The organism is Labrenzia sp. PHM005, from assembly GCF_006517275.1.
Taxonomy (GTDB): Bacteria; Pseudomonadota; Alphaproteobacteria; order Rhizobiales; family Stappiaceae; genus Roseibium.
Window position 1 is genome coordinate 2,139,201 of record NZ_CP041191.1, and the last position, 13,106, is coordinate 2,152,306.

Sequence of the window (13,106 nt, forward strand, 5' to 3'; positions counted from 1 at the left end):
TTAGCCCCTACGGATTGGTCAGTTCTGGGCTGGGAGTGCTTCCCGGATCGTCGCCGCGTCGGCCAGGATCTTGTCGACGGCTTCGGCGCCGTAAACATCCTTTGCTTTTGCGTAGACCGGCTGAACCGCTTCACGGAACGGCCCAATCTCCGGAACGCTGACCGACGCACCGTCTTCCTGCATTTCAGTCAGCTGGCTATCAACCGAACTCTTGACGAGATTTCGGCTGAAGGCTGCCGATTCCGCCGCTGCTTTCCGGATAGCTAACTGATCATCTGCCGAGAATGACTGCCAGGTTTTCTCTGCCACTGTTAGCGGTAGAGGGCTGTAAACGTGACGGGTCAGTGTGATGTTCGGCGCAACTTCATAAAAGCGCAGCGACTTGATGGTGTCGACCGGGTTTTCCTGACCGTTCACGATACCTTGCTGGATCGACAGATACACATCCGTGATCGGCATAACGACGGTCTGGAAACCGATGGCTTCCATGGACCAGCGGATCATGTCGTTCGGGAAAACGCGCATTTTCATGGATTCTGCGTCTTTTGGAGACGTCAGCGGTTCGTTGGTTGTGAAGCTGCGGAACCCAGCTTCCCAAGTGGATAATACGCGGAAACCTTTGCTTGGAAGTTTTTCAAACTCACCTTGGAGCCAGGCTGACTTGTCGTAAAGCTCCCAGCCTTGCTCGTAGGTGTCGACAAGGAATGGCATGGCGGTCAGGTTGAGGGATGGCAGGTGGGTTGCATAGCTGCCCGTGGCCGAAACGGTGAAGTCGATGCCGCCCAGTTGCAGCATTTCGATGGCTTTAGGATCGTTGGCGAGCTGACCTGACGGGAAGATCTGCACTTCATAGCGGCCGTCTGTGTATTCGGCGACTTTCTCAGCAAACAGTTCAGCAGCTGCCTGGCGGGAACCGCCTGGATTGTCGGTGTGGCTGAACCGCAGTTTTTCAGCCGCGATCGCACTGCTCATGCCTACGGCGAGTATTGCTGCACCAGCCAGCAAACGACCAAGGGATTTCTTGTCAATCATTTCAAACTCCTCCCACGGCCCTCGAGCCGTATTGATTTGCACATTTCATTGCGTATACATAATTCAATCCCTTGTCAACGGCAGCAAGGTCGACTATCAAGAATCCGCAAGGGGTGATTGCAGCTGCCTCGCTGCGGGAACCGCGAACCACGCGCTCAATTGGTGTGCAGGAGGAAAGAATGAAGAATGGCGCCGAGCCGCTAAGGGTCGCCTGTTTGGGAGCGGGGTATTTTGCCGGATTTCACTATGAGGCCTGGCGCAAGATCGACCGTACCCGCCTGGTTGGCGCGTGCGATCAGGGCCGGGATAAGGCAGTGGCCACTGGCCTAGCCGCCTTTACGGATTTGGCGTCCATGCTAACCATGGCGCAGCCAGACCTCCTGGACATCATCACACCGCCGCAAACGCATTATGAAGCAATCAAGCTTGCCATCGAACATGGCGTGAACACGGTCATCTGTCAGAAGCCGTTTTGCTTGTCTCTAGATGAAGCACAAGCGGCAACCCGGCTCGCTGAAGATGCCGGTGTTACGTTGGTCATCCATGAAAATTTTCGGTTCCAGCCATGGTACCGGACGATTAAACAAGCGCTGGACACCAAATTGATTGGCGATGTGCTTCAACTGACGTTCCGGTTGAGAACTGGCGACGGGCAGGGCCCTCATGCCTATCTTGACCGGCAACCCTACTTCCAGGAGATGCCAAAACTTTTGATCCACGAAACGGGGGTCCACTGGATTGATACTTTCCTATTCCTTCTTGGCGAGCCGTCTGCGGTCTATGCAGATTTGCGCAAGATGAACCCGGTCATCAAAGGAGAAGACGCTGGCTATTTTGTCTTCGATTACGACAATGGGGTCCGTGCGCTCTTTGATGGCAATCGGTTGCTAGATCATGCAGCTGAAAACTGCCGGACAACTTTGGGCGAAGCCCTGATTGAAGGAACCGAAGGCACACTCGCTTTGACCGGAGAAGGTTCGGTAAAGCTACGGCGTTTTGGCGATCAGGCTGAAAAAGACCTTCTGGCAGCCAAAAAATGGCCAGGATTTGGCGGTGATTGTGTGAAAAACCTGATCGCGCACGTGGTTGATGGGATTTTGGACGGAAAACCCCTTGAGAATCAGGCAAGAGAGTATTTGAGGGTCATTGTCATCGAACAGGCAATCTACGACTCCGACCGTCAGGAGCGAAAAATCCGGGACTTCGCCCATGCTTGAAACCCCAAAACAAAAAACCATCACAACGCAGGCCATGGAAAAAATCCGGCAACTGATTTTTGATGGCGAATTGGCGGCGGGGTCCGATCATCTTGAAAGCGAACTTGCCGGACGTTTGGGGATGTCCCGAACTCCGGTCCGGGAAGCGACTTTAATGCTCGCGCAGCAAGGTTTGCTGGAAGTACGCCCGCGCAAAGGTGTACGGATCGTCACTTTGTCTCTCAAGGATATGGAAGAAATCTATGCTGTCCTAACAGAGCTTGAGAGCCTGGCAGCCGAAGAAGCAGCCAGACGTGGCTACAAGGACGCGGATCTGGCCGACCTCAAAAAGGCGATTGAGGCCATGGAGAAAGCGCTGGCCGACGAGGACCGGGAAGCCTGGGCGTTGGCCGATGACGCGTTTCATACGGAATTGGTCCGTCTTGGCGGCAATTCTCGGATTCAGACCATCGTTGCGATGATGGCCAACCAGGTGCGCCGGGCGCGTGCCATGACGCTCTACATCCGGCCGCTGCCGCTCAAATCCAATGAGGATCACAGAGCTGTTTTTGATGCGATCCGAAAAGGTGATGCCAACTTGGCGCGTGAGCGGCACCACAGCCACCGTCAGCACGCCCGGGAAGTGCTGATCGAACTATTGAAAAAGCACAAGCTGTTTCAGCTTTAGTACTAGCTCAGCGAGCCGCGTTCTTTCGGCTGGAGTCTTGCACACAAGTGCTCAAACACGGCCAGCAGATGGAATGTGCTCCAACACATAATGCCGAAAAACTTGGCGCTGTCTTCCAAGTATACGATCCCCGCCTCAACGCTGTGAAAAAACTGATCGACAAACATGGAAAGCCCAAGTGCAGCTGCCCCCAAGACCAAGATCCACCAACTCTGAGCGAAGATAAAACGCCAGCTAACGGCGACATAAAGAGCAGCTAGAGCAAGGTAGATAATCATTACCAGTTCTTGAGGAACACCTAGTTTTGGCATGACTTTTTCATGAACCAGGAACATGTCATCGAGCCCGATCCAGCCGGACAGGCAACCGGCACTCAACGCAAAGCGTGTGAAGCGATCGGCTCCGGACACCGCCCAAAAAGCCAGCCCAACGACGAGACAGACGGCTGCCGTTCCGATCCAGAAAACCAAACCGATGTTGGATATGAAACCATAATAGACATGGCAGCATTCGGGAGCCATTTCAGCAGCTGCTAGGGGATCGAGGAACATCCATTTCGGTTCGGCAAACGGCTGCAAAAACACGGCGGCCAAGAGCAGAACTGGAAACGCAAACATAATGAAAATCGCAGCACGGATCACTGTTCCTTCGGACACCGTAAACCTGCGGACGGTGTTGCGTTCAGCAATGATTTTGTCAGCGTCTGGTTTTGTCGTAATCATTTCAAATATGCCTTTCCTGGCACGAGGCTAAGCCGTCATGCCCAAGCTGCACAATTAATCCCGGTTTTCTGTCTTGCCGAAAACCACATCAACAAAGTGCTCACAACACCTGCAGCCAAATATCCAATTGCAACAGCTGTTAGCCCTACACTTTGATGTGTGGCGATCAACACGGCGATGGAAACGAAAAGAGCCAACACGAGTATCTGGAGGACGCGGTTCTGATTGCGCTTCATACCAAGAACTGCCGGGGCGGGACCAAACAAAGCCCGGATCGGCAAAGTTGCCATGATGATCATCAGAACCTCGTGGCCTTGCCTGAACTGTTCTCCAAACAATCCCAGCAGGAATGGACCAGCGAGTGCCACAGCGGTCCAGGCGGCAAGGGCGTAGACAAACGCCACCCTGCTGGACAGGCGGATGAGGCCTTGTGCTTCGCTGTCATTTTCGATTGCATTGGCTGCAAAGACCTTGGGCATGAGCAAAGAATACAGGGCTTTCATGCCGAAACCCGCCAGTTGTCGCATGCGGAAACAAATGTGAAGCAGGGCAATTTCAAAGGATGCGAACAGCAAGCTGGCAAGCAAGATCTGAATCTCGATGAAATAGTCCCAAAGCAGCGTGATCAGTGCCCAGCTGGGCGCGATCTGCCACCATTTTTTCTTTTCTTTTTTGAAAGACGCTGGATCAACTGGACCTGAGCCCGAGTGCCGCCGTAAGCTCAGCCACAAAAGACTAGCTGTGACCCAGAAAATGCAGGTTGCCGCAAGCAGAAATGTCCAGGTTTCGATGTCCGGAACGAAACCAGCAAACAAGACTGTCACCAGTATCACCAGCAAGGGGCGCAAGAGCATATCCGGCAATTGTCCGGCAAAAGGATGCTGTAGGCCGATCAAAATGCTGCTGTTGAAATAGATGAGCGCCATCGCCACGGCAGACGGAACGGCAAAGGCGGAAATCAGTCCGTATTTGTGAAGTTGACTGTCAGGCCAAATGGAAAACAACAGGATTGCTGTTCCCGCAACGAGCAGGCCAGTCCCAAAAATCAGTTTCTGCCCATAACCGATATAAGCTCGAAGCATTGCCGGATTGTCTTGTGAAACATATTCGGCGGCAAGCATCGAGCCGATGGCATGAAAACCGCACGGCAGCAGCACAGACAAAACACTGGCGATTGCCAGATAGACGGCGTATTTCGCCATCATGTCCGCACCAAATTGGCGTGTGATCAAAAGCGTTGTCGCAAATATACATAATGAACCGACGATCCGTGCCCCGGTCAGGAACGCCATCCCAGAAAACAAACGGCTATTGAATTCACGTCTCACGCTTGCCTCGAAGCGTTAGGTACCTGAGCCGGCTTTGTCCGATTACGGTAGTCGTGAAGGATCCGGGCGAACTCACCCTTCTTGCGCCTTGTAAAGTAGAGCGCGTGCCCCAGTGCGCGCACTTTGAGGGTGGCACCAAAATGATAATATCTTGGCGTAACCGATATTTGGCCGCGCTTGCCAACAAAGCCGCGTTTGAATTGATGCAAATGGCAATCCTTGTCGGCACCGCCAAGATCATACCAACGCACATGTGGCGCAGCGACCAAGTGTTTTGAAATCTCCCAATGCATGACATACCCGGCCTTGAGCGGCAGAGCTCTGTTGTTGGTGGCTCCGTATAAATAAACCGCACGTTCGCCGCTCGCGTCGACAACGCCGCCAGCAATCGGTTCTCCATTCTGTTCGACGATCAGGATCAATGGTCTCAACGCAGGTTCTTTGGCGTCCATCAACGCCTGCAACGTATTGATCGCGGACGTGTCGTGAAACGCCTTTCGGTCAATCATGGCGTTGTAGAGTTGCATGAAGGTCTTGAAGCCATCTTCGCCCTCTACGAAGCGTGCTGACAGTTCGTTCTTTTCCGCCTTTTTGAGATTGTAACGCCACTTTTGCGACAGGCTTTCGCGCAAGCCCTTGAGCGACAGATCCATATTCACAAAATATCGGTCGGGTGATGCCAGTTCTTCACCGGGATGAAACCCGCTTTGCTCCAATGCCTGTGTTTCAATGCCTGATATTTCCGGATCGGCCCGCGGAAAAAAACTCAGAAAATAACCCCCATCGAGCGCGTAGATTTGTTTGAGGGCATCAATTGTTCGTTGAAGGTTCTTGGGATCGTCCGGTCGGCCTTTCGGGCGCCAAAGCGGACCCCATTTGACGACTGCTATCCCGCCGCCGATGACCGGAAACCGCATCTTGAGAATTACAGCGGCGCTGACCAAGTGACCGTTTTTGTAGAACGCAACGCGATCGAGTTGATGAGGGGGCCAGCGGAGGGCGTTGAAACATTCGGTCTGTTCGTGAAGCACATCACGAAATTGAACCGCGATTTCATCCCACTTGGATGGCGGAACAAACTTTGACTCAAGGTTGTCCAAATCATTGACGATTTCCGCTTGCGTTTGCTGAGCTTGTTGGAGTGCCGGCATCACAGGCACTCCTTGCGCATCACGACCCGAAAGAAGGCAGGTTGCGTGAACCGGAGCCGTGTTATGCCACCGATCAGAGGTAAGCTGTCACAGAGTGTGAAAAGACCCGGTAATCGGTCATTTTGGACAAACCCAACGTCAATATCTGTGTGCTTGAAGTAGGAATAGGCCTTACGGGCGGCAACCAATGCCTGCCAGAAGGAGAGTTTTCCTGTTTGCCAAGCTTTTTTGATGGAAGCCAGTTCGCCAGCCAGCCAACCGTAGGAAATTCCAACAGTCCCTTCTAGATAAGAAGCGGGGGAATTACGGCCCTCTGTCAAGTCGATCAAGCAGTCTCCAAGGCCAAGATTGCATTCCTCAGGCACAGCGTGATTGCCCGCAATACGCGGGTTTAGTTCAAGAAAATTCACATTGCCTGTCTCAGGCTCAACAAGATATTGAGCACATCCAATCCCAGTGTAGTTCAAGTTCTTGACGAGTGCTTTAGTGTGCTGCTTCAGCGCCGGGCATGGCGCAACCGTCTTGCCTTCGATTGCCAATCCAGATCCGTCAGGCTGATCTGTCCGGGTGATTTTCGCGTGAAGATAGCGATAGATTTCGCCGTCTTGGGCTGCGAAATAGATGTTTTCCCGCAATCCTGGCGAATGCCGTTGAACTAAAAGCCGGTAGTCACAATCGATCCAAATGGGATCGAGTCCCTTCAAGGCCTCCAAGTGGTCAACCGTGATGGCTTTTTGACCGTCGAGCAATTTGCCGGTTTGAAGGGGACGGATTACCAGAGGAAAGCCGATCTCCGAAGCAGAATAATAAAAATGCTCTTTGCCGGACGTTTCGGTAAAGGGGGCAACTGGAACTGACAACTCTTTTGCTTCGGCAAGCAGACTCTGTTTGTCGAGGCAGCGAAGAACAAGTTCTCCTGCTGTCGAGCCCAACCTCACGGGACGAGCCAACGTCAATTTGCCGTCTGCAAATGCACGTATGACCGGCTCTGCAACCGGATAGATATCCGAGATATCAGGCCGGGATGCTAGGAGAACGTCGAGCTCTTGTTGAAAGGTGTCTACTTCTGAGGAGTAGGAACTGTGCCGCCAAACCGTATCAACATATTTGGAAACTTCTGCTCCGCGGTCAAAACCATCCAGTCCGCAAATAACGTTATACCCACGCTGCTTTAGACTGCGAGCGAGTATAAAAGTTGGCCGATAGTTTCCCAACAGCAATGCTGCCTTCACGGATGTTCCCCCAAGGTGATGAGTAAGCCTTTGGGTTTAAGCGCTTTCTTCTATAAACGGAGTAAAAATCCGGGTGAATACCGATAAAATGGGCGATATGGTTACCCAACGGTATGTTTGTTTTGCCATGACAGTTTGGCCGTTTCCATTTCACCATATTGGCGAAGTTCACAATTCGTCCAAACGGCCTAATTCCAGACTGTGCCTAGTTGAACTTAGGCATCAGTTTCTTGAGAACACCGCGAAGTGAACCTCGCGATTGATAAGCGGAAAAGGCCAACCGGCCGACCAATCCGGACGTCGCGGTCACATTGGTGAGAGGAATTCTATCGGCGCGAAACGATTGCTTGTAATCTTCATCTCCAATTGTGAAGTCGAAGATCGTTCGGCCTCGTTCCGTCTCATCGCGAATTTTTTCACACAGGCCAATCAAGCCAAGAGAATATCGTTGATATTCCTCGTTGTTCGAAAAACCGCCGAGCAGGAATAAAAACCGGTCATTTTGGCGAAGGCCAAAATCAACTGATATGATCTGATCTTCAAATTTCCCAACGAAAGTTGATGCAATTCCTTGTTGGCTACCGAGCACCGCGACGTTCCGGTAAAACTGGAAATACTCCAGCCGCGAAAACAGATCGTCCTCATATCGGGCCGCTCTCAACTCCCGCATGAGTTTGAACGCTTCGTCGATCTCTTTCTCTTCGGCGAGTTCATGAAAACTAAGCTCGCCATAGTCTTTTTCAAAACCGTTCCGTTTGCGTCGTAACCCTTTGCGCATGTTTTTAGAGACCACGTTATTCAGCCATTGATCATAGTCCCGGCCAATAACCGCCTCATAGGAGCTGCTAATATTCGGTCTTTTTTCAGCGCCAGAAAACAGCTGTGCAGCGTCAAAAACCCAAGGCGGCTGTTTGCGGAATAAAATCAAATCATAAGGCCGGATAGCTTTCAGGAGATCCTTTGAAAAACTGGGTGTTTTAGCAAGTACTTCGAGGTTTTCGTCTGAGCCAATGACCGCGTTATAATCAGCGACACCGAGGTCGGCGGGCTGGATGATTTGAATGCCAAAATGGGTTTCCCGTACAAGCGGGATTACAACAGCCGGATCTTGAGAGCCATTCAGGTAAATCGTGACGATAATCGGAGTTGCGCCTGCTCCTGGTACGATCGTTTTGTAAAACTGCTCGAGCCACAATGGGCCTTGAAACGCCGTTGCGCTGGAGCGGTCAAACAACGCTGAAAAATGATCAGACAAAAAGTCGTAGGCATCGCTTGTTTCGATCCGGTAATCGGAAACGTCGATGGCAGCTTGGCGGTTCATGAAACCTGTACCCTATTGATTTTGGGGAATGGAGGCGTCTTTGGATTTCAAAAGCGCATTTATTGCGTCTTTGTCAGGCTCATGCGTCCTTGGATCCACTATTCCAAATCCGTCAGAATAATCCCAGTGCGTCCATCCGATGCACCGTTCTTCCACTGCATTTACAACTGTACCCAACCAGAACAAGCGGTCGGTTCGTGGAGCGTCGTAAGATAGTACGCCGAATTCATTCACTACCACCGGACGGCCATGTTTTTGCGACCACCTTTGAACGGTGTTGAATGCGTTCTCGATGTCTTTGGCGGTCCAGGGTTCTTCAAAAATTTGACGGACTTCTTCTGCCGCTTGCAAATGGCCCTCTTCGGTCAATCGGTCAATCAGCGCGTCAATCCGTGGGTCATTTTCGCGGGATGGGAAAGGAACACCGACGGAAAGCCGGACAGGATCTGAAGGCGGATGCCATTCAGCGCCCTGATGGGTGAAGATGAACGGGTCGTAGAAATGGACTGCATAAATGACATTCGGGTCGTCTAAGGGATGAAAATCGGCAAGACTTTCATGGCGCATAGGCCCGGATGGCCCAACAACAATCGTATGACGAGGCAGCCATTGCCGCATCTTGTGAGCTAGCCTTTCCGCGTGGCTGTGCCAAATTTCTGGTGTCAGGTCCGGTTCATTCAAAAACTCGATAGCGACTAATTCTGGGGGCGTGTCCTGAAGTGCTTCTGCCAGAAAGCGCCAACTCTGTTCCAAGCGCCGGTATCCCGCTTCCGTGTTAGTTCTGAGAAGCCGATTGAAATCTCCATCCGGGTGGAAGTCGATTGTTACTGCGTATCCGATCCCAGTCAGCTTTTCGATCACAGACAAAACCCAATGCGTGTAGTCCGCTAGATCTGCGGATCCAAAGTCCGCATCGTTAAATGCTGAGTGGAAAACCGGTAAACGGATATGGGTGAAACCCTGGCCATAAAGGTCGCGCACAGTCGCAAAGTTGGGACGGTACTCGATGTGGTCGGTATCCCAATTCGGCAGGTTCACACCGCGGGCCATTTTTTTCAAAAGCGGCGCATTGGCAAACGCCGGAAAGGTATCCTGAGTGAAACAGTGATTAGCTGGTTGGCTGAAAGCTGAAGAAGTATTCACCGCGATTGCCAGAAGGCTCGCCCACAAACTGCGCTTGATCGGAAGAAGGAACCGCATACTGGTCAATCTTCAAGAAACTTAAAAAGCGCCTTGTGGTTTGTCTGGAGATATCTAGGCCCCAGTCGGCGCGGCTCAAGAATTGTTCTGTAGAGCCATTCCAAACCGAGCGCTTGCATCCACTTTGGGGCTCTTGAGCGCTTTAATGACAAAAAGTCAAACAGTCCGCCGGAAGTCTTAATGACACCGACATTTGTCAATTTGTTGAGGTTCCGCGATACAAATTGCTGTTCTCTGGGAACACCCATTCCAACCCACAAAAAGTCAGGCCCCAGTTTGTTGATCTCTGCGACAATTTTGTCTTCTTCGTTTGCAGAGAAATAGCCATTCCGGCGACCAGCGATCTCCAGATCCGGATAAAGCTCCGCGGTCCGATTCACTGCAGCCTCATTGGACTCTTCATCGCTTCCGAGCAAATAGAACGATGCGCCGATTTTTTGCGCGATCTCGGCAACGTCGTGATAAAGATCTGTTGTTGCGACCCGCTCAACGTTCGGAAGTTTGTGTTTGAATTTTGATAGCCAGACCATTGGCATTCCGTCGGCCAGAATTTGGTCGGCATGCAAGAACTCATCAAGCACAGCGCTGTCTTCGCTGCACATCACGACAACCTGACCATTTGCCGAAGTCGAATAAAACGGTTTCGCAGGCTGCCCCCGTTTGGCGAGAGCCTGAGCAATAAGTGTTTCGGCGGCCGTAGTGCGGTCGGTCCACGTAATTGGCAGTCCGCCGAGGGTCTTTACCGGCAGATATGAACGTGCCAGCTCCGCTAGGTGTTTTGCGTCTGCCGAACGCGCCTGGACACTCCGTGCCTGTTTTGATGTTTGCTGACCGTTCATGTGATCCAGCGAGGCTCCCGAATTCTTACAAGCCTATAATTACCTGTAGGGGATTAATGTTCGGCAAACACGTATGGTTTACGCGGGGAGGCATTAGAGTAAAATCCGGCGAATTCTGTTGTGTGTCTTCGAGGAAAGTTCGCCTAATAAGGCCTTGGTACGCGGGCTTTCCGGCTCGTGAGCAGATTCTATCAGCACGAAAAAGTCGGCAAATTCTACCAGTCTTTGGATCTGATCTTGGTTTTTCACCGGCGGCGCATCAACAATCATGCAGGATTCCCGGCCGACATTGCTGACAGAAAAGCCCTCAACGATCTCCCAGATCGACCGGCGGTTTCCGAAGTGTTTCGCAGTGATCTCAGTTGGATTAACGATCGATATTTGCTGACTTTTTGGGAAGCCCAGAGCATCCAGATCCGGCCGGTTCATATCACTGAGGGCAGTGTTGGCCGTAAGCAGTAAGATAGGAATCGATCGTTGGCCAGCGAGTGCAGTCAGGCCTAGGGCTAGATCTGACTTGCCAGGATGTGCGATCGGTGAGCTCAATACAATGACCGCTCCGTGCCGGAGCATGCGGTTGAGATCGCGGCGCAATGGTCCGTGTTCCAGGCGTTGGGCCATTTCTAGAGGATCAAGGATTTCCTGATCGTCAAACCGTTCAGCATTGTTGTGGTTTGAACTTTGGGGCGGCTCAGTCCGGTCGTAATCTGCGTCTACATCCACAAAACCGATCTTCTGGATAGTCGCGTGTAGTTTCCGCGCCGATTTTTCTTGGCCTGTTACGTGAGAAACTGCCGTCGTATGCTCTGCGGATCTCTTTGATCCGAATGGCAAAGCCGTTTTTCCCGAGAGTATTATTGGCGTAGCAAAAAACGTTTCTCGAGCTACGGCATACGCTACTGCAATAAACCCCGATAGCAAGCCGAAAACGATTGTTGCGAGGATAGTACCTGGTTTGCTTTTCTTCAAAGGTGGCAGAGCTGGGGACGCAATCCTGGCCTGTTCGGTTTCAAGTCCACTTTGTTCTTCCGTGGCTTTGAACCTGGCAAGGAATTCTTCGTAAAGTCGGCGGTTTGCTGCCGCTTCACGTTCCAAGCCAGCCAGCTGCACCATGGCGCGCTCAGTTTCGAGCGCTGCTTGCTTTCGCTTCGTCAGTTCCTGGGTTAGGGCCTCCAATGCGGAGGTGCTGCTTTCTAAACGCTCCTTTTGGATGGCCAGGAGGCGTCTGCGTTCTTCTGCAATTTGCCGGTCGATGCCGGATAATTTGCTGCGTTCGGAGGTCACACGCGGGTGGCGGTCACCATATACCCGGCTGAACTCAGACAGGGTTTGCAAAACTTGGCCGCGTTCACGGCGTAGTTCTACGAGCTGCGCGGCATCTGATTGCTCTGCTGCCGGTAGGACACCAGACCCGGTGCGGATTTTATCATGACGTGCCCGGGCTGCCTCGGTTTGCGCTTTGGCTGCAACAATTTGTTCGTTTAGCGTGATCAGCTCACGTTGCAGCAGAGTGCTGTCTTCCGTGACGTCGATGATGCCATTTTTTGCCTTGAAACGAGCAACCGCTTTTTCCGATGTCTCAAGATTGCCTTGGAGCACATTTAAGCGTTCTAGCAGCGAAGAAGCCGCGGTCTCAGTCGCTAACACCCGCGATTGTGTTTGGCTATCAACAAAGGCCTGAGCGACAGCGTTGGCGTAAAGGGCTGATTTATCAGCGCTGTTCGAGGAAAATGAGATTTCTACGATGAAGGTTGCGCCGACACGATCAACCTCAAGCTTGCGTTTGAAGGCGGCCAGCAGCTTGCGGTCATCCGATCCAGCAGAGCTGGCGAACAAGGGGTCTTCTTTGACGTTCAGATTATCAATCACGGGCCGCAAAAAGCCGTCGGAATGAACAATCTGAACGATACTTTCCAAGAATGCCGCGTCAGACCCAATTCCAGGCAGAACGTTTTCCGTCAACGTGACCCTGCGCTCCCTTGGATCAACCAGAACCAGAGCTGTAGCGCGGTACGGGAACGGATAGAGAGAAAACAGCACTAGAAAAACAAGCGTCAAAACTATCGTGACGATCGAAATCCGGACGAGATTGTGGCGGGCAAATGCCAAGAGTTCGGAAAAGTCCACCAAACCCTGATCGAAAGGACCGTAAAACCGATTGTCTTCGCGGGAGAAATCACCTTTCGAGGTGTTTTTGGTCCAGGCTCTACCTGGAATGGCGGTCATGTCAACGCGCTCCAGTCCCATCGAAAAGCACTCAAATCTATACGATTGTTAATACGCCTAGGGGCGTAAGTGGTTGGTGGCGATGGTCAAAAAGTTAGCACTAATTCAATAACTATCCGTTAAACATACCAGGATTCGGTGTGTATTGGTTCCTATCAGGTGCGTCTTCAA

Annotated in this window: 11 protein-coding genes; 2 read left to right on the forward strand and 9 right to left on the reverse strand. The window is 51.9% G+C overall.

Annotated elements, in window-relative coordinates:
• Positions 1 to 18: 18 nt before the first annotated feature.
• Positions 19 to 1,032, reverse strand: a complete 1,014-nt coding sequence (locus tag FJ695_RS09715; RefSeq protein ID WP_141185258.1) for a TRAP transporter substrate-binding protein — start codon at positions 1,030 to 1,032, stop codon at positions 19 to 21.
• 179 nt (positions 1,033 to 1,211) lie between these two features.
• Here FJ695_RS09715 and FJ695_RS09720 point away from each other — a divergent pair, with 179 nt between their 5' ends.
• Together FJ695_RS09720 and FJ695_RS09725 are read left to right on the forward strand one after the other, a co-directional pair.
• The gene (locus tag FJ695_RS09720; protein WP_141185259.1) at positions 1,212 to 2,249 is read left to right on the forward strand and encodes a Gfo/Idh/MocA family protein; all 1,038 of its coding nucleotides are present in this window, start codon (positions 1,212 to 1,214) and stop codon (positions 2,247 to 2,249) included.
• Positions 2,242 to 2,916: a GntR family transcriptional regulator gene (locus tag FJ695_RS09725; protein ID WP_141185260.1), complete on the forward strand. Its 675-nt coding sequence runs from the start codon at positions 2,242 to 2,244 to the stop codon at positions 2,914 to 2,916. Before FJ695_RS09720 ends, FJ695_RS09725 begins: the two co-directional genes overlap by 8 nt.
• A 2-nt stretch (positions 2,917 to 2,918) precedes the next feature.
• Here FJ695_RS09725 and FJ695_RS09730 read toward each other — a convergent pair whose 3' ends face one another.
• The 8 genes from FJ695_RS09730 to FJ695_RS09765 form a co-directional block, all read right to left on the reverse strand.
• Positions 2,919 to 3,638: a hypothetical protein gene (locus FJ695_RS09730; RefSeq protein WP_141185261.1), complete on the reverse strand. Its 720-nt coding sequence runs from the start codon at positions 3,636 to 3,638 to the stop codon at positions 2,919 to 2,921.
• Between the two features lie 35 nt (positions 3,639 to 3,673).
• Positions 3,674 to 4,966: a lipopolysaccharide biosynthesis protein gene (locus FJ695_RS09735; protein WP_141185262.1), complete on the reverse strand. Its 1,293-nt coding sequence runs from the start codon at positions 4,964 to 4,966 to the stop codon at positions 3,674 to 3,676.
• Positions 4,963 to 6,117, reverse strand: coding sequence for a GNAT family N-acetyltransferase (locus tag FJ695_RS09740; RefSeq protein ID WP_141185263.1), 1,155 nt, complete (start codon positions 6,115 to 6,117; stop codon positions 4,963 to 4,965). Before FJ695_RS09740 ends, FJ695_RS09735 begins: the two co-directional genes overlap by 4 nt.
• The gene (locus tag FJ695_RS09745) at positions 6,117 to 7,349 is read right to left on the reverse strand and encodes a hypothetical protein (protein WP_141185264.1); all 1,233 of its coding nucleotides are present in this window, start codon (positions 7,347 to 7,349) and stop codon (positions 6,117 to 6,119) included. The genes FJ695_RS09740 and FJ695_RS09745 overlap by 1 nt, the downstream gene beginning before the upstream one ends.
• Before the next feature lie 205 nt (positions 7,350 to 7,554).
• Complete coding sequence (locus FJ695_RS09750) at positions 7,555 to 8,670, reverse strand: GNAT family N-acetyltransferase (RefSeq protein ID WP_141185265.1); 1,116 nt, start codon at positions 8,668 to 8,670, stop codon at positions 7,555 to 7,557.
• Positions 8,671 to 8,682: 12 nt separating this feature from the next.
• Positions 8,683 to 9,870 (reverse strand): glycoside hydrolase family 5 protein, encoded by a 1,188-nt coding sequence (locus FJ695_RS09755; protein ID WP_141185266.1) that lies wholly within the window; start codon positions 9,868 to 9,870, stop codon positions 8,683 to 8,685.
• 5 nt (positions 9,871 to 9,875) lie between these two features.
• Positions 9,876 to 10,709, reverse strand: a complete 834-nt coding sequence (locus FJ695_RS09760; RefSeq protein ID WP_141185267.1) for a WecB/TagA/CpsF family glycosyltransferase — start codon at positions 10,707 to 10,709, stop codon at positions 9,876 to 9,878.
• 93 nt (positions 10,710 to 10,802) lie between these two features.
• Complete coding sequence (locus FJ695_RS09765) at positions 10,803 to 12,935, reverse strand: GumC family protein (RefSeq protein WP_168206310.1); 2,133 nt, start codon at positions 12,933 to 12,935, stop codon at positions 10,803 to 10,805.
• Positions 12,936 to 13,106 lie beyond the last annotated feature (171 nt).